The 18,277-nt window shown below is 66.8% G+C and carries 14 protein-coding genes and 2 pseudogenes; 12 read left to right on the top strand and 4 right to left on the bottom strand.

The features are described 5' to 3' along the window. Positions 1-11 precede the first annotated feature (11 nt). On the bottom strand, positions 12-1,277 hold the full coding sequence (locus tag QF036_RS18520; protein WP_307104208.1) for a class I SAM-dependent methyltransferase: 1,266 nt from the start codon (positions 1,275-1,277) through the stop codon (positions 12-14). Between the two features lie 55 nt (positions 1,278-1,332). On the opposite strand from QF036_RS18520, the gene QF036_RS18515 reads away from it, so the two are divergent. The 3 genes from QF036_RS18515 (at position 1,333) to groL (ending at position 3,942) form a co-directional block, all read left to right on the top strand. Further along, positions 1,333-1,734: a hypothetical protein gene (locus tag QF036_RS18515; protein WP_307104206.1), complete on the top strand. Its 402-nt coding sequence runs from the start codon at positions 1,333-1,335 to the stop codon at positions 1,732-1,734. 218 nt (positions 1,735-1,952) lie between these two features. Continuing rightward, on the top strand, positions 1,953-2,246 hold the full coding sequence (gene groES, locus QF036_RS18510; RefSeq protein WP_003805290.1) for a co-chaperone GroES: 294 nt from the start codon (positions 1,953-1,955) through the stop codon (positions 2,244-2,246). An 85-nt stretch (positions 2,247-2,331) separates the two neighbouring features. Beyond that, entirely contained in the window at positions 2,332-3,942 is a 1,611-nt protein-coding gene (gene groL, locus QF036_RS18505; protein ID WP_307104205.1) for a chaperonin GroEL, read from the top strand. A 96-nt stretch (positions 3,943-4,038) separates the two neighbouring features. Here the strand turns inward: groL and QF036_RS18500 are convergent, their stop codons facing one another. Together QF036_RS18500 and QF036_RS18495 are read right to left on the bottom strand one after the other, a co-directional pair. After that, positions 4,039-4,335 (bottom strand): DUF389 domain-containing protein, encoded by a 297-nt coding sequence (locus QF036_RS18500; protein ID WP_307104203.1) that lies wholly within the window; start codon positions 4,333-4,335, stop codon positions 4,039-4,041. 130 nt (positions 4,336-4,465) lie between these two features. Further along, positions 4,466-4,573, bottom strand: a pseudogene (locus QF036_RS18495) (DUF389 domain-containing protein); the annotation flags it as partial. Positions 4,574-5,215: 642 nt separating this feature from the next. Between QF036_RS18495 and QF036_RS18490 the strand changes: the two are divergent. The 3 genes from QF036_RS18490 to QF036_RS18480 all read left to right on the top strand — a co-directional run bounded on the left by QF036_RS18490 (position 5,216) and on the right by QF036_RS18480 (position 11,042). Then, entirely contained in the window at positions 5,216-7,285 is a 2,070-nt protein-coding gene (locus QF036_RS18490) for an acyltransferase family protein (protein ID WP_307105995.1), read from the top strand. A gap of 258 nt (positions 7,286-7,543) precedes the next feature. Beyond that, positions 7,544-9,055, top strand: coding sequence for an IMP dehydrogenase (gene guaB / locus QF036_RS18485; RefSeq protein WP_003805281.1), 1,512 nt, complete (start codon positions 7,544-7,546; stop codon positions 9,053-9,055). A 127-nt stretch (positions 9,056-9,182) separates the two neighbouring features. Then, positions 9,183-11,042 (top strand): ABC transporter ATP-binding protein, encoded by a 1,860-nt coding sequence (locus QF036_RS18480; protein WP_307104200.1) that lies wholly within the window; start codon positions 9,183-9,185, stop codon positions 11,040-11,042. A gap of 151 nt (positions 11,043-11,193) precedes the next feature. On the opposite strand, the gene QF036_RS18475 is transcribed toward QF036_RS18480, so the two are convergent. After that, the gene (locus QF036_RS18475; RefSeq protein WP_307104198.1) at positions 11,194-11,466 is read right to left on the bottom strand and encodes a hypothetical protein; all 273 of its coding nucleotides are present in this window, start codon (positions 11,464-11,466) and stop codon (positions 11,194-11,196) included. A 91-nt stretch (positions 11,467-11,557) separates the two neighbouring features. Between QF036_RS18475 and QF036_RS18470 the strand changes: the two genes are divergently transcribed. From QF036_RS18470 to guaA, 6 genes and pseudogenes are all read left to right on the top strand, one after another. Continuing rightward, positions 11,558-12,694, top strand: coding sequence for a GuaB3 family IMP dehydrogenase-related protein (locus tag QF036_RS18470; RefSeq protein WP_307104196.1), 1,137 nt, complete (start codon positions 11,558-11,560; stop codon positions 12,692-12,694). Positions 12,695-12,783: 89 nt separating this feature from the next. Next, positions 12,784-14,536, top strand: a pseudogene (locus QF036_RS18465) (glycerol-3-phosphate dehydrogenase/oxidase). A gap of 50 nt (positions 14,537-14,586) precedes the next feature. Further along, the gene (locus QF036_RS18460) at positions 14,587-15,075 is read left to right on the top strand and encodes a PTS sugar transporter subunit IIA (RefSeq protein ID WP_307104194.1); all 489 of its coding nucleotides are present in this window, start codon (positions 14,587-14,589) and stop codon (positions 15,073-15,075) included. Between the two features lie 103 nt (positions 15,076-15,178). Next, positions 15,179-16,033 carry an SURF1 family protein gene (locus tag QF036_RS18455; RefSeq protein WP_307104192.1) on the top strand — a complete coding sequence of 285 codons (855 nt, stop codon included), beginning with the start codon at positions 15,179-15,181 and terminating at the stop codon, positions 16,031-16,033. Then, complete coding sequence (locus QF036_RS18450) at positions 16,030-16,530, top strand: DUF3817 domain-containing protein (protein ID WP_003805264.1); 501 nt, start codon at positions 16,030-16,032, stop codon at positions 16,528-16,530. Before QF036_RS18455 ends, QF036_RS18450 begins: the two co-directional genes overlap by 4 nt. An 87-nt stretch (positions 16,531-16,617) precedes the next feature. Beyond that, entirely contained in the window at positions 16,618-18,207 is a 1,590-nt protein-coding gene (gene guaA, locus QF036_RS18445; RefSeq protein ID WP_307104190.1) for a glutamine-hydrolyzing GMP synthase, read from the top strand. The last annotated feature ends 70 nt before the right edge of the window (positions 18,208-18,277 follow it).

Raw genomic sequence — 18,277 nt, 5'->3', positions numbered from 1 at the left:
GCGCCCAGTGATTAAACGGGCTCCACGGAGACAGCCACTCTCTCTTCCCCGATCCGGGTGAGGACCAGGGTGGCTGTCTTTTTACCTGCGGCCTTGCCGCCGGTTTTGCCGCTGGCCTTACCGCCGGTTTTGCCGCTGGCCTTACCCGCAGGGAGCAGCTGCTTGCGCAACTCCTCCGGCGTCACGGACGTGCCGCGCTTCTTGATGTCCAGCACGCCGACGCCGTTCTCCCGGACCCAGGCCTTGAGCGCCCTGACGTTGTACGGCATGACCTCCAGGACCCGGTAGGCCCGGGCATACGGAGTGTCCACCAGTTCCGGGGCGCAGATGTAGGCGATGTGCTCGTCCACGAGGTGGCCGCCCAGGTCGAGGGCCAGGTCGGCCACGAGCCCGGCACGGATGACGGCACCGTCCGGCTCGTACAGGAAACCCTCCACCGGCCCCACGGGGGCCACTGGTCCGGCGTCGAAATCCTCCCTGCTGGTGAGCTCCGCGGCACCCTCGGCGCCGATGACCAGGGCGGCCCGCCGGATTCCGGGGCGGGCCACGGCGTTGAACCACAGCGTGACTTCCGTGACGTCGCCGCCCACCGAGACCCACTGCGCTTCGCAGCCGCCGGGCACCGACTCGTGCGGCATGCCGGGTCCCATTTTGACGCCGACGGCGCGCCCCGCGGCCGCCAGCGACTCCACGAAGGACAGTGGCGGAGAGAAAGCCTCGGGGTCCCAGATCCGCTTGGTGCCGGACGTGGTGGTGGTGCGCCGGGCAGGGTCCAGCCAGACGCCCGCCCCGTCCTCCAGCGCCACTGATGTCGCGTCCGAATGGACCACAGTGGCGTGCGGAAAGGGAATGAGGTTGATCGTGGCGCAGGCGGCGGTGGTCTCATCGACCTCCACAGCGGTCACAGCGATGTCCAGGGACGCCAGGGCCATGGCGTCCGCACCGAGGCCGCAGCCCAGATCGGCTACGTGGCGGATGCCCGCCTGGGCAAAGCGCTGGGCGTGCCGGGCTGCGACGTTGAGCCGGGTGGCCTGCTCCAGGCCGGCCTGGGTGAACAGCATCTGCCGGGCGAACTCGCCGAACTTGGCCTCCGCCCTGGTCCGGAGCCGTGACTGCGTCAGGACCGCGGACACGAGTTCGGGGGAGTGGCCGGCCTTGCGGAGGCTCGAGTTGAGGGCGAAGGAGCGGTCCTCCCGGTAGGGTCCGAGCGAGGCCAGCAGCTCCCATCCTTCTTCCGTGAGGAGCGGGGCGATCTGGTCCTGCGGTGCTTCAGACATGGGATCAAGCCTAGTGGAGCGGCCGCCCCAAGCTCTTCCCGCTAGGGTGGTCTGAATGGAATCCAGCGAAACGCCCACCCCCGATCAGCCCGAAAGCACCAACCCCGGTCCGGCGCAGCACAGCCGCCTGGCCCGGTATGCACGCCCTGCGCTGATCGCCGGAGCCGTGGTCGCCGTCGTTTGTCTTGTCCTGCTGGTGATCATCTTCCTGTTGGACTCCTTCAATGCCACCGTCTACTCCGTGGGCGGCAAGAACATCAGCGACGCCACCGAGGAAGCCCGGCAGATCCGGGACCTGTACCTGGGCGCGCGTGTCGGCGGCATCGTGGTGCTCATCGTGTCGGTCGTGACCGCTGCAGCGGCCGCCGCCGTGCTTGTCCGCGCACAGCGGAAAACGGGGGACGACGACGCTGACGGCGGCGAGGACGTGGGGTTCGACGACCTCGCCGGGCGCTGACCGAAGGGGGTCCCGCGGGTTACGGCGGATGAATTTCTGGCACTCGCCTTGACCGAGTGCTAACCCCTTACATAGAGTCATCATTAGCACTCTCCCTAGGAGGGTGCTAACACACGAAGAGCTGCCAGCCTGGCTGCTGCCGGCACCGCGACGACGGTCTGCCGCCATGGCGCAACAGTTTTAATGTCCATGAATTTTGACGAAAAGGAGAGGTCCGAGTGTCGGTCTCTATTAAGCCTCTTGAGGATCGTATTGTTGTCCGCCCGCTCGAAGCCGAGCAGACCACGGCTTCCGGCCTGGTCATCCCGGACTCCGCCCAGGAGAAGCCGCAGGAAGGCGAAGTTGTTGCAGTAGGCCCCGGCCGCTTCGAGGACGGCAACCGCGTACCGGTCGACGTAGCCGTTGGCGACGTTGTCATCTACTCCAAGTACGGCGGAACCGAAGTCAAGACCGGCGGCACCGAGTACCTCGTGCTCTCCGCCCGCGACGTTCTGGCGATCGTCGTTAAGTAACTCTTTGGATCCCCGTGCCGCCGTCCGCGTCTGATTTCTGTCTGACCGGGCGGCTGCACGGGGTTCTGTCTTGAAAGGACAAACCATGGCAAAGCAGCTTGCGTTTAACGACGCTGCCCGCCGGTCGCTTGAAGCCGGCATCGACAAGCTCGCCAACACGGTTAAGGTGACGCTTGGTCCCCGCGGCCGCAACGTCGTGCTGGACAAGAAGTGGGGCGCCCCCACCATCACGAACGACGGCGTAACCATCGCCCGGGAAATCGAGCTGGACGACCCGTACGAGAACCTTGGCGCCCAGCTGGCCAAGGAAGTCGCCACCAAGACGAACGACGTCGCCGGTGACGGCACCACCACAGCTACCGTGCTCGCCCAGGCACTGGTCAAGGAAGGCCTGCGCAACGTTGCTGCCGGCGCCGCTCCGGGCCAGATCAAGCGCGGCATCGAGGTCTCCGTGGAGGCCGTCGCAGCACGACTGCTGGAGAACGCCCGTCCCGTCGAGGGCACCCAGGTGGCCAACGTTGCCGCCATCTCCGCCCAGAGCGACGAGGTGGGCGAGCTGCTCGCCGAGGCATTCGGCAAGGTGGGCAAGGATGGTGTGATCACCATCGAGGAATCCTCCACCACGCAGACCGAACTGGTTCTCACCGAAGGCATGCAGTTCGACAAGGGCTACCTGTCCCCGTACTTCATCACCGACACGGAGCGCCAGGAAGCCGTCCTCGAGGACGCCCTCATCCTGATCAACCAGGGCAAGATCTCCTCGGTGCAGGAATTCCTGCCGCTGCTGGAGAAGGCGCTGCAGAGCTCCAAGCCGCTGTTCATCATCGCCGAGGACGTCGACGGCGAGGCCCTGTCCACGCTGATCGTCAACCGCATCCGCGGCACCCTGAACGTGGTTGCTGTCAAGGCTCCGGGCTTCGGCGACCGCCGCAAGGCCATGCTGCAGGACATCGCCACGCTGACCGGCGCCCAGGTAGTGTCCCCTGAACTGGGCCTGAGCCTGGACTCCGTGGGCCTCGAGGTGCTGGGTACCGCCCGCCGCATCACTGTGACCAAGGACAACACCACCATCGTTGACGGCGCTGGTTCCGCCGAGGACGTCGCAGCACGCGTTGCGCAGCTGCGCGCCGAGCTGACCCGCACCGACTCCGACTGGGACCGGGAAAAGCTGCAGGAACGCCTGGCCAAGCTGGCCGGCGGCATCGGCGTGATCAAGGTCGGCGCAGCCACCGAGGTTGAGCTGAAGGAAAAGAAGCACCGCATCGAAGATGCAGTGTCCTCCACCCGCGCCGCCCTCGAAGAAGGCATCGTGGCCGGTGGCGGTTCCGCCCTGATCCACGCACTGAAGGCACTCGACGAGGACCCGGCTGTCACGGCACTCGAGGGTGACGCGGCTGCTGCCGTTGGCATCGTCCGCCGTGCACTGGTCCAGCCGCTGCGCTGGATCGCCCAGAACGCCGGCCACGACGGCTACGTTGTTGCGGCCCGGGTTGCCGAGCAGGACAACAACCACGGCTTCAACGCCAAGTCCGGCGAGTACGAGGACCTGATCGCGGCCGGCGTCATCGACCCCGTCAAGGTCACCCGCGCCGCCCTGCGCAACGCAGCCTCCATCGCTGCGCTGGTGCTCACCACCGAGACCCTCGTGACCGAGAAGCCCGCCGAGGAAAACGAGCACGCAGGCCACAGCCACTAGGCTGCTGCCCGCTCTCGCGGTTTTCCAAGGAGGCCCGGTCCAGCTGTTGCTGGCCGGGCCTCCTTTGCGCTTCCTGCGTCCGGCGTTTAGCGCCCTCTACCTCCGGGCGCGAAGCGCCTGCCCGCGCAGCCGCAGCGCGACGCCGTCGGGAAGCCGTTTGGTGACCAGCCGGTAAAAGTACAGGACCGCGACGGCGGCGGCCGCGATGCCGCCGAGGTTCACCAGCAGCTGCAGGGCAGAGCCGGCCGCCTTGCTGAACTCGCCTAGGACCAGCGCCACAGCAACAAAGCCGGCCGCGGGCACGGTGGTCACTGAAATAAAGACGCCGATCAGGGCGGCCGAGCGCCCGCTGATCACGGAAAGCATCCCGGCAGCGCCGGCGAGGACAGCCACGATCAGCGAAAACGGCCCCGGGTGGTAGATGAACTCCGCCGCCCGGGGCGCGGTCCAGCACGTTACGCGGAAAGAGGTCCGCGGGCAGCGCAAGCCAGGTGATCAGCGCGGTGCTGAGCATCGCGATAGGGAAGCCCACACCGAGGGCAAGCGCCGCGCGCCCGCCGAGGCTCCAGTTTCCCCGCACCACAGCCACAGCCAGCGCCGCTAGCGGCCCGAACTCCGGCCCCACGGCCATGGCACCGACGATGGCGATGGTGGAGTCGGTGACAATGCCGATGGCCGCGAGCAGGGTGGCAAGCACAAGGAACGACAGGAAAGTCCAGCTGAGCCGGGACTCTTCACCGGTCTGCCGGGATACCTTGTCCCAGATCACCGTGTCGGCGCCTTCCCCGGGCGCCGTTTCCTCAGCCTTGTCGGCCCTGTCGGAGAGAACCAGGTCCGGAGCTGTAAGGGCAATCGAACCGAGACTCTCAATCTTAAGGGCCCGGAGCTTCTCTATCAGCTCCTCCACCGATTCCCGGGCAACGTGCACCACAATCACGTCGCCTTTGGGAAGGATCGAGGCGCCGGTATGCAGGGCAACCTCGGCCGTGCCGGCCTGCTGCTGGCACAGGTCAGCCACGAGAGTTGTCAGTTCGGCCGGAACGCAAATGCGCATCTGCACAATCACCGGGCTCTCCAATCCCACGCCGCTAAATTTCCCCTAGGGGCGACTCTATAGTGCCCATGAAACAGGTATCCGCCCTGCTGAGACGCGGGTCACACGCCGCGCGTTTGATTCGTCTCGAATGTCACAAATCGGTAACATGGGTACTTTGTGCTGCCGTTTGAGGGGTTATCTGTGCCAGAAGCGAGATCGACTGACCCGATGAGAAGCATGCCGCGCGAGGAGCCGGCAGGGGGACAAAACCATGAACCGCGGGCTGCCCGCCTGAAGGCCAAGCCGGGCTACCGGCCCGAGGTCCAGGGCCTTCGAGCCCTCGCGGTGCTCATGGTCGTCACCTACCACGTGTGGCTTGGCCGGGTTTCCGGCGGCGTTGACATCTTCCTCCTCATCTCCGCATTCCTGCTGACCCTGTCCTTCGTCCGCAAGGTGGAGAAGGGCACGCCGCTGCGGCTCGTGAGCCACTGGCTGCACCTCTTCAAGCGGCTGATCCCGGCCGCCGTCGTCGTGATCCTGGGCGTGCTGGCCGGAACCTGGCTGGTCCTGCCGCAGAGCCGCTGGCCCGACGTCCTCAATGAGGCGTGGGCGTCCCTCCTCTACGGACAGAACTGGCTGCTGGCCAACAGCGCGGTGGACTACTATGCGCAGAACCACTCCGGAGCCAGCCCGCTCCAGCACTTCTGGTCGCTGTCCATCCAGGGCCAGGTGTTCATTCTCTGGCCCCTCATCTTCGCCGGCTCCGCCCTGGTGTGGCGGCTGCTGCAGCGACGCCGGGAAGTCAGCTACCGGACCGTCCTGATGGTAGCCTTCAGCGGCATCTTCATCGCCTCGCTGGTGTTCTCCATCGACCAGACGGCCAGCAACCAGGCCTACGCCTACTTCGACACCCGGACCCGGCTGTGGGAGTTCGCGCTGGGATCACTGCTGGCCCTGGCGCTGCCCTACCTGAAACCGGGGAAGGCGCTGCGCGTGGTTCTGGGCTGGGCCGGGCTCGCCGCCATGATCTCCTGCGGCCTGCTCCTCACCGTGGACCGGTCCTTCCCGGGCTTCATTGCGCTGTGGCCCACGCTGGCCGCGGCTGCCATCATCGCCGCCGGACAAAGCGGGAGCCGGTTCGGCGTGGACCGGATCCTGTGCTCCAGGCCGCTGGTGGCCCTGGGGGACAACTCCTACGCCCTGTACCTGTGGCACTGGCCGGTCCTGGTGCTGGCATTGGCGAGCACCGGCATCGCGGCGCCCAACCTGGTCCAGGGCCTCGCCATTGTGGCTGGTTCTGTGGTCTTGGCCGTGCTGACCACCCGCTTCGTGGAAAAGCCGCTGCGCGAATGGCACTGGCCGCAACTGCGGGCCTGGCGCACCGCCGTCGTTATTGTTGCCTGCGGCGCCCTGCTGGCCGGGCCGGTCGCGCTGTGGCAAACCAAGCTGAGTGCCGAGGAGGCGGCAGCAGCGGCGCAGCCGCGGGAGCTGACTCCGGGCGCCGCCGCACTGGCACCGGAGAACGCCGGCAAGCCTACGCCGGAGGCCACCGTGATTCCGGCACCGGCCGCCATGAAAAACGAGTGGGCGGACATCGACGGGCTGTGCACCGACGAAAACGTCCCCAGCGACCCGCTGCTCAACGGCTGCCTGCAGAACAGCAAGCCGGACAAGGTCACCAAGCGGATCGTGGTGCTCGGCGACTCCCATGCGCAGCAGTACATGGCCGCGCTCGGCCCCATCGCCAGGGACCACGGCTGGGAGGTGGTCACCCTCCTGAAGGGGAACTGCCGGTTCGGCGCCGAATCCCCGGAGCGTGACGCCGAGTGCAATGCCTTCAACAAGGCCAGCGCCGCGTACGTCATGGAGCACCAGCCGGACGCGGTGTTCACCGTGGCATCCCTCACGCACAAGGAAGCCCCGTTCGAAACCGATGTGCCCGGCTACCTGGAGGGCATCAAGCCGTTCACCGACGCCGGGATGGACGTGGTGGGCGTCCGGGACAACCCCCGCTTCGCCCTCAACATGCCCGAATGCGTCCAGAAGTACGGCACCGACGCGCCGGAGTGTAACCCGCCCCTGGGTGAATCACTGGCCGCCAAGTCGCCCCTGGACGCGTACCGGGGCAAGGTGGACGGGCTGCACCTGATGGACATGAGCGACTTCATCTGTGCCGACGGCATCTGCCCGGCCGTGGTGGGCAACGTCTACGTCTACAAGGACGACAACCACCTCACCAAGACGTACGTCCAGTCCATGATTCCGATGTTCGAAAAGCGGCTTCTGGCCGCCACGGGGTGGAAATAGCCCGCATGTGTTGGGCCCACGCGCGCGAGGGTTCCCTGGCCGAGCTTGCGAGGAGGGAGCGGGCGCGGTAGTGCCCTTGCTCACAATGCCCGCGCGGAATATGGGGATCGCCGCCAAGGTTCTAGTATTAATTCAATTCCTCCAGAACCACCTCCTGGCCCCAAGCCAACCCTGCACAGGCCAGTCCCGTAATGACGGGCTGGTCATCGGCTGCAACCCCTACCCGTGAACCTGTAAACCAAGGTAAGAGGCGCACTCATGACCCAGCCCGAGCACGACCCCTTCGGCTTCATCGGCCTGACGTACGACGACGTCCTGCTGCTTCCCGGCCACACCGACGTGATCCCCTCCGACGCCGACACGTCGTCCCGGATCTCCAAGCGCATCACCGTCCAGACGCCGCTGCTTTCCGCGGCCATGGACACCGTCACCGAGTCCCGGATGGCCATCGCCATGGCCCGCCAGGGCGGCCTCGGCGTCGTCCACCGCAACCTCGCGATCGACGACCAGGCCGACCAGGTGGACCGCGTCAAGCGCAGCGAGTCGGGCATGATCACGAACCCACTCACCATCGGCCCCGAGGCCACGCTGCAGGAACTTGACGAACTGTGCGCCCGCTACCGCGTCTCCGGTCTTCCCGTGGTTGACGACGGCAACCGGCTCCTCGGCATCGTCACCAACCGCGACACCCGCTTTGTGCCGGAATCCGACTTCCCGATCCGCCTGGTCAGCGACGTCATGACCAAGATGCCGCTCGTCACCGGCCACGTGGGCATCAGCCGCGAAGAGGCCTCGCACAAGCTGGCCACGAACAAGATCGAGAAGCTCCCGCTGGTGGACGAGCAGGGGCGCCTGAAGGGCCTCATCACCACCAAGGACTTCACCAAGGCCGAGCAGTACCCGCTGGCCACCAAGGACGACGAGGGCCGGCTGCGTGTCGGTGCCGCCATCGGCTTCTTCGGTGACGGCTGGGAGCGGGCCATGAAGCTGGTGGACGCCGGCGTTGACGCTCTCTTTGTGGACACCGCGAACGGCCATTCACAGGGTGTGCTGGACATGATCCGCCGCCTCAAGTCAGATCCGGTTGCTGCGCACGTGGACATCATTGGCGGCCAGGCTGCCACCCGCGAAGGCGCCCAGGCGCTGATCGACGCCGGTGCCGACGGCATCAAGGTGGGCGTCGGCCCGGGCTCCATCTGCACCACCCGCGTCGTGGCTGGCGTGGGCGTTCCGCAGATCACCGCCATCTACGAATCGGCGAAGGCTGCCATTCCGGCCGGCGTTCCGCTGATCGCCGACGGCGGACTCCAGTACTCCGGCGACATCGGCAAGGCGCTGGTCGCCGGTGCTGACACCGTGATGCTCGGCTCCCTGCTGGCCGGCTGTGACGAGTCGCCGGGTGAGCTCATCTTCGTCAACGGCAAGCAGTTCAAGAGCTACCGTGGCATGGGCTCCCTCGGGGCCATGCAGTCGCGCGGCAAGAACACGTCCTACTCGAAGGACCGCTACTTCCAGGCGGACGTCTCCGGCGATGACAAGCTCATTCCCGAGGGCATCGAAGGCCGTGTGGCCTACCGCGGCCCGCTGGCGTCGGTGGCTTACCAGCTGGTGGGCGGCCTCCGCCAGACCATGTTCTACGTGGGTTCCCCGACCATTCCCGAGCTCAAGGCCCGCGGCAAGTTTGTCCGCATCACCCCGGCCGGCCTGAAGGAATCGCACCCGCACGACATCCAGATGACCGTCGAGGCGCCGAACTACGGTTCACGCTAATCCCCACCCGCTCCCTCACCTCGCAAGCTCGGTCAGGGAACCCGGCGGGCGTGGCCCCAGTCCGCTGGTTGAGCGGTCCCAGACAAGCTCAATCAGCGGTCATCCCCGCCGGGGCTAGGCTGGAGCCATGTCCCAACCACGCCATCCCGCCGAACTGAACCCGAAAAGGGAACCCCAGCGGCGGCTGGCACTCAAGCCCTATGCGCGTGCCGTCGCCCAGGTCCTCCGCGTCAGTTTCCGCGCGTCGCCAGGTGCCGTGCTCATGAAGGTGGCCGGATCGCTGATCTCGGCGGTCCTGCCCCTGGTCACCACGTACTTCGCCGGCCTGACCACCACTGCGCTGGCCGCCGCCTACAACGGGGACGCCGGCGCCGGGCAGCAGGCCATCGTCTACGTCATCATCACCGCCGCGCTGGGCCTGTTCTGGGGAGCCTTCAGCAGCGTGGACCGCTACATCCAGCAGCTCATGAGCTTCAGGGTGGGGGCCATCGTGGGCGACCTGATGTACGAGCGGTTCCTGGCGCTGGACTTCTGGCGGTACGACGACAAGGAAACGGTGGACCTCTACGACCGCGCCAAGCGGTTCTCCGATTCCTATGCCAGGGTCCTGGACCGGATCGCAGCCATCTTCACACAGCTGGTGTCGGTGATCCTGGCCATCGGCGCGCTGCTGCTGGTGAGCTGGTGGATCGCGGTGATCGTGCTGGTGGCGATCGTGCCCAGCGTCTACCTGCAGTTCAAGCTGTCCCGCGAGCAGATCGCGCACTGGAACACGCAGGTGGATTCGCGGCGGCAGCGGCGGATGATCGAGACCAACCTGCTCCGCCCGCAGCACATCGCCGAGATGCGCCTGTACGGGATCGTCGGATACCTGATGGGCCTGCGCTCCCGGCTCAGGGACGCGGACGAGAAGCGCCGGCTGGATTTCCAGAAGCGGTACATCCCCAAGCAGCTGGCGGCCGACGCCCTGCAGTACGCCGCGGAGGTTGTCTCGCTCATCTGGGTGGTGGGCCAGATCATCGCCCGGGCCCAGCCGGTGGGGCAGTTTCTCTACGTCCAGCAGATCGTCAGCCGGGCCCTGTCCACCGCGAACAACCTGGTGTCCTCGCTCAGCTCCATCGACGAGGACCTCGCCAACCTCAAGGACTATGAGCTGTTCATGGCGCTGCCCGTGCATTCCAGCCACGCGCCGCCGCTGCTGGAAGCTCCCAAGACGGTTGAGCTGCGGGACATCCGCTTCACCTACACCGGCAGCGACATCGAAGTGATCCGCGGCATCAGCATGACCATCCGCGAAGGCCAGCACATCGCCATCGTGGGGGAGAACGGCGCCGGCAAGTCCACGCTGATCCGCATCCTGGCCGGGCTTTACCGCCCGGACTCCGGCCAGGTGATGCTCGACGGCGTGGACCTCGCCGCGGTCGACGTCACCTCCTGGCACCGCCACCTGGCGGTGCTCAGCCAGGAGTTCCTTAAGTACGAGTTCGCCACCGCTGCCGAAAACATCCTGTTCGGCGATGTCGACTCGCCCCGGAACGACGAGCGGATCAGCCGCGCGGCCGCCGATGCCGAGGCCCTGGATTTCATCAACAAGCTGCCCAACGGCCTGGACAACCACGTCAGCAACTGGATGGAGGATCCGCGCGGCCGCAAGGGGAGCGGGCTGAGCGGCGGGCAGTGGCAGCGGCTCGCCATGGCGCGGAACTTCTACCGGAACGCCTCCTTCATGGTCATGGACGAGCCCACCTCCGCCATCGACGCGCTGGCGGAGCACCGGATCTTCACCCGGCTGTTCGCCGAGCGCAGCAGCACCATCATCGCCATCAGCCACCGGCTCGCCACGATCGAGAAGGCGGACATTGTGTACATGCTGGAGGACGGCCGGATCGTGGAGCAGGGCACGCACCGGGAACTGGTGGCACTCCGCGGCCGCTATTTCCGGATGTTCGAGTCCCAGCTCAGCGTCGAGGAAGCCGGCGGGATCTGACCTCCACCACGGTGGTCCGGACCCGGGCCAAGCTGGGCCGCGGCGGAACGCTGCTGAACCCGAACGTCACCGGAGCTGTGCACGGCAAGGGGCCCGGGTACCGTCCGCAGAAGTGCACCCAGGAGGGCCCGGCTCCCGATCCCGGCCCGGATCACCAGGGACCGGCGTCGACCCTTAGCGTCTGCCCGGTCAGCACGGCTGGGACGTCGACGATGCGGACCTCCTCGAAGCTGTAGGTGGCGGCAATGAACTCAGCCACGTCCCCGGTCGGAGCCAGCAGTATCCGCCGGCCCGACGGCAGCTGGACCATCGCATCCGCGAACGGCCCAAAGGGCGACTCCCGCCAGATCCCGACCACCGCGCGCAGGCCGGAGGCGGTTCCGATGCCGGCGATGTGGCCGCCGAAGATCCAGCGTCTGCCCATCCGGCCACTGTAGCCAACGCCCGCGTCGCCAGGGCGTGCCACCCGGTGTCCCGGTCCTCAGACAGGCGTTCGGCTGGGATAACCTAGAGCAGTGACTTACGAGATTGAGATTGGCCGTGGCAAGCGTGGGCGTCGTGCCTACTCCCTGGACGACATTGCGATCGTCCCCAACCGTCGCACCCGTGACCCCAAGGATGTCTCCGTCTCGTGGCAGATCGATGCCTACAAGTTCGACATGCCCGTCATCGCGGCACCCATGGACTCCGCCATGTCCCCGGCGACGGCCATCACGCTCGGCAAGCTCGGCGGCCTGGGCGTCCTGGACCTTGAGGGCCTCTGGACCCGGTACGAGGACCCGCAGTCCGTGCTGGACGAGATCGGGGCGCTTGCCGACGAAACCAACAGCCCCGCCGTCACCCGCCGGATGCAGGAGCTCTACCAGGCACCCATCCAGCCCGAACTGATCACCACGCGCCTTGCCGAAATCCGCGCCGCGGGTATCACCGTGGCCGGGTCGCTGACCCCGCAGCGCACCCAGGAACACTACAAGACCGTGGTGGCCGCCGGCGTCGACATCTTTGTGATCCGCGGGACCACGGTTTCCGCCGAGCACGTCTCGAAGGACCACGAGCCGCTGAACCTCAAGCAGTTCATCTACGAACTCGACGTCCCCGTCATCGTGGGCGGTGCCGCCGGCTACACGCCCGCCCTGCACCTCATGCGCACCGGCGCGGCCGGCGTCCTGGTCGGCTTCGGCGGCGGCGCCACCACCACCACGCGCCGCGCCCTCGGCATCCACTCGCCGATGGCCTCCGCGATCTCCGACGTCGCCGCCGCCCGCCGCGACTACATGGATGAGTCCGGCGGACGCTACGTCCACGTGATTGCCGACGGCGGCATGGGCACCTCCGGCGACATCGTCAAGGCCATCGCCATGGGCGCCGACGCCGTCATGCTCGGCACCGCCCTCGCCCGGGCGGAGGAGGCCCCCGGAAAGGGCTGGCACTGGGGTCAGGAAGCCCACCACCTGGAACTGCCCCGCGGCGACAGGGTCAACATCGGAACCGTCGGTCCGCTCGAAGAGGTGCTCTTCGGGCCGGGCCACCACACCAACGGAACCTCCAACCTGATTGGCGCGCTCCGCCGCTCCATGGCCACCACCGGCTATTCGGACCTCAAGGAGTTCCAGCGGGTCGACGTCGTGGTTTCGCCCTACGCCGGAAACTGATCCACAGCCCTCCACCCGCACCCTGCCCATCGGCAGACGTACGAAGTACTCTGGTGAACTACAGCGTTCGATGAGGATGGAGGCCCGTCATGACCGGTTTCGGTGAACGTCCGGGGGCGACCAGGGGAGCATTAGGCCCCGAGGCGCGGGAGGCCGCCCTTGCGGCGCTGAAGGCTTCGGCGGAGCCGGGCAAGGAACTGGACATCCTTATCGTCGGCGGCGGCATCGTCGGCACCGGGGTGGCCCTGGACGCCGTGACCCGCGGCCTGAACGTGGGCATCGTGGAAGCCAGCGACTGGGCCGCCGGGACATCGTCCCGGTCCTCCAAGCTCATCCACGGCGGCCTCCGTTACCTGGAAATGCTCGACTTCGCTCTCGTGAAGGAGGCGCTCCAGGAACGGGGGCTGCTGCTTTCCGAACTTGCGCCGCACCTTGCCCGGCCGGTGCCGTTCCTGTACCCGCTGACCAAACACGTCGTCGAGCGGCCGTACATTGGCGCCGGCATAGCGCTGTACGACATCATGTCCATTTCCGGCGGGCACAAGCGCGGCGTTCCGTTCCACAAGCACCTTTCGCGCCGGGGCACGCTGCGCGCCGCCCCGAGCCTGAAGGACGACGCCTTCATCGGATCGATCCGCTACTACGACGGCCAGGTGGACGACGCCAAGTACGTGGCAAACCTGGTGCGGACCGCCGCCTACTACGGGGCGCACGCGGTCAACCAGACCGCCGTCGTCGACTTCCTGCGCGAGGGTGAGCGTGTGGTGGGCGCCAAGGTGGTCAACCGCGAAGACGGATCCCACTTCAACATCCGCGCCAAGCAGGTCATCAACGCCACCGGGGTCTGGACCGACGAAACCCAGGCCATGGTCACCGAGCGCGGGCAGCTGAAGGTGCGCGCCTCCAAGGGCATCCACCTGGTGGTGCCGCGGGACCGTTTCCAGTCAACGGTCGGGCTGATCCTGCGGACCGAGAAGTCCGTGCTGTTCGTCATCCCCTGGGGGCGGCACTGGATCATCGGCACCACCGACACCGACTGGCGCCTGGATAAGGCCCATCCGGCCGCGTCCAGCAAGGACATCGACTACCTGCTGGAGCACGTCAACAAGGTCCTCAAACGGCCCCTCACCGCGGGAAGACGTGGAGGGTGTCTACGCCGGGCTGCGTCCGCTGCTGGCCGGGGAAAGCGACTCCACGGCCAAACTCTCCCGTGAGCACATTGTGGCCCATCCCGTGCCCGGTCTGGTGGTGGTGGCCGGCGGCAAGTGGACCACGTACCGCGTCATGGCCAAGGATGCCGTGGACGAAGCCGCCCGCAGCATGGACGAGCGCGTGCCCCCGAGCTGCACCGAAACCATCCCGCTGCTGGGGGCCAGCGGGTTCAAGGCTGCCTGGAACCGCCGCAACCGGACTGCCGAGGAATCCGGGGTGCACGTGGCACGCGTTGAGCACCTGCTGAACCGCTACGGATCCATGGCATCGGAGGTGCTTGCGCTCATCCAGGACCGGCATGAACTGGCGGAACCGCTGCCCGGCGCGGACGACTACCTGCAGGCCGAGGCTGTGTACGCGGCAACCCACGAGGGCGCCCGGCACGTGCACGACGTCCTGACCCGGCGCACCCGGATTTCCATTGAGGCGTGGGACCGCGGTGTGTCTGCCGTCCCGGTAGTCGCTAAGCTTATGGGAGAAATTCTTGGCTGGAGCGATGCGCAGCGGGAAAGCGAAATCAAGCATTACCTTGCGCGGGTGGAAGCCGAACGGCTCAGTCAGCAGCAGCCCGATGACGAATCGGCCGATGCCGCCCGGCTGGGCGCGGAGGACATCGTCCCGCTGCGCTGAGCTCGCAAACCGCCGCCGGACAGGCCCCGGCCTCACTGAAGGGACACCACTTGGCGGAACCACTGGACCGTTACGACGCGGAACTCACCACACCGGACATGGTGATCCTCGAAATGGACGCCGAGGACAAGGTGGACGCGGCCAGCCAGCTGGCCAGGAAACTCTACGATGCCGGCCGCGTCTCAGACCTCGAGGGCTTCCTGGCGCACGTCAACGCCCGCGAGCACCAGCTGGCCACCGGCCTGCCCGGGGGAGTTGGCCTGCCGCACGCCCGCAGCGAGTTCGTCTCCGAGACCTCGATCGCCGTCGGGATCACCAAGTACGGCAAGGCCCTGGACTTCGGCGCCTCCGACGGTCCGGCCACCGTGGTCCTGCTCATCGCCACGCCGGCGAGCTCGTTCTCCGACCACCTTGAGGTGCTCGCCACCCTGGCCAGGTCGCTGTCCAAGGAATCGTTCCGCGAATCGCTGCGCCGGGCCTACGACGCCGAGGTCATCGCTGAGCTCATCAACTCAAGCCTGGTCTTCTTCGACCATTAGAGATTGGGGCAGGCCCTTTCGTGTCGACTTCGTCGCCACGTAGGGACCCTGCTGCCCCACTCTCGTTTCGTTGTTCTACACAAGGACGAAGTAACGTTAAGGGGTGTGGAAAACAGCCCTCCAGCCCCGGTGGATCGCAGGCCTGGTCTTTGCGATCGCCGTTTCGGGTGTCTTTGTGCTCCTGAGCCAGTGGCAGTTCGGCCGTTCCACGCAGCCCGAGGTGCCGGTCAACCCCGCCACGGAGCAGGTCCAGGCCTTAACGAAAACCCTGCAACCGGGTGACTTCTTCCGTGGTTCGGTGGCGGACCAGATGGTCGAGGCGTCCGGCACCTACGACCCGGCGAAGCAGGTCCTGGTTGCGGGCCGGCTGAAGGACGGCAAGACCGGATACTGGGTGGTCACAGCGTTCGCGGTGGCGGACGCCCCCGTGCTCAAAGGGGCGGCAGCCTCACCGAAGACCTATATACCGGTGGCCCGCGGCTGGATCGCCGATCCCGCTGACGCCAGCGCCCCGCCGTCGGGCGTTATCCGGCTGACCGGACGGCTCCTGCCGTCCGAGGCGCCGGTGCCCAACGCCGCCCCTGAACCCGGCCGGGCGACGGCAGTCTCGGTGGCTGAACTCATCAATGCCTGGAACGTCAGCAGTTACCCCGCGTTCGTTTCCGCCACGGCGGAAAAGTCAGGAACGGCCGACGTCGGTGCTGCCGCCGGCAGCGGCCTGGAACCGCTCAGCATCGCCGCCCAGCCGCCGGCCGCGAAGGTCAACTGGCTGAACCTGTTCTACTCCGTGGAGTGGATCGTTTTTGCCGGATTTGCCCTGTTCATCTGGTGGCGGCTGGTCAAGGACGACTACCGCAGAAGCCTCGAGGACGCCGATGACCACGACGCCGGTGGCCACAGCCACGACGGACCAGAACCTACCCAACCCAACGAGATCCAACAAAAGGTACAGCCATGATCGAACCCAAGCCGGCCATCCAGCCCTCGAACCCCACCGGGGCGGCGAAGAAGCGACGCTTCGGCGGCACGGAGGCACAGATCCGCTCCGCCCTGAAGTTCTACAAGGTCATGGCCTACCTCACGGGTGCCATGCTGCTGCTGCTGTGCGCCGAGCTGGTGGCCCGCTACGGCTTCGGCCAGTACCTCTTCGCCGGCGGAACGGACGCCCTGACCGGCCAGCCGTTCGGCTTCGGCTTCGCGCAGGCGGAACCGAAGGGCGTCCTCGGCGGGTTCAACGTGTCCGTGACCGTTCTCATCGTCCACGGCTGGATGTACGTCGTGTACCTGATGTCCAATTTCCGGCTTTGGACGCTGATGCGCTGGCCGTTCGCCAAAATGATCCTGCTGGCACTCGGCGGCGTGGTCCCGTTCCTGTCCTTCATCGTGGAGAAGAAGTTCCACGCCGAGGTGGAGGCCGAACTCGCCGCCAACCCGCAGGCCGCCAGCCGCTACTGATCCCAGCCGCTGCTGATCAGCGTTCCGTGCGTCACAGCAGGCCCGCTCAAGATGCGTCGGGGCAATCGCGCCAAGTAGGCTAGTACGGTGACTACTCCCACTGCATCCCAAACTTCCCAGAAGCCGGTGCTGGTTGTTGACTACGGTGCCCAGTACGCGCAGCTGATTGCCCGCCGCGTCCGGGAAGCGAATGTGTATTCGGAAGTGGTTCCGCATACCTACAGCACTGAGCAGCTCCTGGCCAAGAACCCCGCCGCCATCATCCTCTCCGGCGGACCCGCCAGCGTCTACGCCGACGGTGCCCCGAGCGTCGGCGCCGACCTTTTCGAGGCCGGTGTTCCGGTCTTCGGCATCTGCTACGGCTTCCAGGCCATGGCCAACGCCCTCGGCGGCAAGGTGGACAAGACCGGCCTGCGGGAGTACGGCTCCACCCAGACCACCATCCTCGGTGAAGGCCGTTCCGTCCTCGAAGGAATGCCCCAGCACCAGAACACCTGGATGAGCCACGGTGACTCCGTCCATGAGGCTCCCGAGGGCTTTGAGGTGCTGGCCACCACAGCGGGCGCTGAAGTTGCCGCCTTCGCCAATGAGGAGAAGTGCCTGTACGGCGTGCAGTGGCACCCCGAGGTGAAGCACTCGGCCTACGGCCAGCAGGTCCTGGAGAACTTCCTGTTCAAGGGCGCCAAGCTGGAACCGAACTGGACCACGGGCAACATCCTCGAGGAGCAGGTGGAGCGCATCCGCAAGCAGATCGGCGATGCCCGGGTCATCTGCGGCCTCTCCGGCGGTGTGGATTCCGCTGTTGCCGCAGCCCTCGTCCAGCGCGCCGTGGGCGACCAGCTGACCTGTGTCTTCGTCGACCACGGGCTGCTTCGCGAAGGCGAGGCCGAGCAGGTGGAGCGCGACTTCGTTGCCGCCACCGGTGTAAAGCTCTACGTGGCCAACGAGCAGGAGCGCTTCCAGGCCGCACTGGCCGGCGTCAGCGACCCCGAGACCAAGCGCAAGATCATCGGCCGCGAGTTTATCCGTGCGTTCGAAGAGGCCGAACTGGCGATCATCGCCGAGGCAGCGGCACACGGTGAAAAGATCAAGTTCCTCGTGCAGGGCACCCTGTACCCGGACGTCGTCGAATCCGGCGGCGGCGAGGGCGCCGCGAACATCAAGAGCCACCACAATGTGGGCGGACTGCCCGAGGACCTGCAGTTCGAGCTCGTTGAGCCGCTGCGCGCCCTGTTCAAGGACGAGGTGCGCGCCGTGGGCGCCCAGCTCGGCCTGCCCCAGGAGATCGTTGGCCGCCAGCCGTTCCCCGGCCCCGGCCTGGGAATCCGCATCGTCGGCGAGGTCACCAAGGAACGCCTGGACCTGCTCCGCAAGGCAGACGCCATCGCCCGCGCAGAACTGACCGCTGCCGGACTCGACAACGACGTCTGGCAGATGCCCGTGGTTCTCCTCGCGGACGTCCGGAGCGTGGGGGTCCAGGGTGACGGCCGTACCTACGGCCACCCGATCGTGCTGCGCCCCGTCTCCTCCGAGGACGCCATGACGGCCGACTGGTCGCGGCTTCCCTACGACCTGCTGGCACGGATCTCCAACCGGATCACCAATGAGGTCGACGGCGTCAACCGCGTGGTGCTCGACGTCACCAGCAAGCCGCCGGGAACCATCGAGTGGGAATAGCGTTGTGAAAATGGCCGGCCTCCGCAGGGGGCCGGCCATTTTGCATTCCCGGGTATCGGATCAGGCATGG

The organism is Arthrobacter globiformis, assembly GCF_030817195.1.
Taxonomy (GTDB): domain Bacteria; phylum Actinomycetota; class Actinomycetes; order Actinomycetales; family Micrococcaceae; genus Arthrobacter; species Arthrobacter globiformis_D.
This window is presented reverse-complemented; position numbering and strand designations above follow the sequence as displayed.

Coding starts and splice junctions, on each gene's coding strand:
- QF036_RS18520 (WP_307104208.1), bottom strand. CDS start 1,277: ATGTCTGAAGCACCGCAGGACCAGATCGCCCCGCTCCTCACGGAAGAA.
- QF036_RS18515 (WP_307104206.1), top strand. CDS start 1,333: ATGGAATCCAGCGAAACGCCCACCCCCGATCAGCCCGAAAGCACCAAC.
- groL (WP_307104205.1), top strand. CDS start 2,332: ATGGCAAAGCAGCTTGCGTTTAACGACGCTGCCCGCCGGTCGCTTGAA.
- QF036_RS18490 (WP_307105995.1), top strand. CDS start 5,216: ATGCCGCGCGAGGAGCCGGCAGGGGGACAAAACCATGAACCGCGGGCT.
- guaB (WP_003805281.1), top strand. CDS start 7,544: ATGACCCAGCCCGAGCACGACCCCTTCGGCTTCATCGGCCTGACGTAC.
- QF036_RS18480 (WP_307104200.1), top strand. CDS start 9,183: ATGTCCCAACCACGCCATCCCGCCGAACTGAACCCGAAAAGGGAACCC.
- QF036_RS18475 (WP_307104198.1), bottom strand. CDS start 11,466: ATGGGCAGACGCTGGATCTTCGGCGGCCACATCGCCGGCATCGGAACC.
- QF036_RS18450 (WP_003805264.1), top strand. CDS start 16,030: ATGATCGAACCCAAGCCGGCCATCCAGCCCTCGAACCCCACCGGGGCG.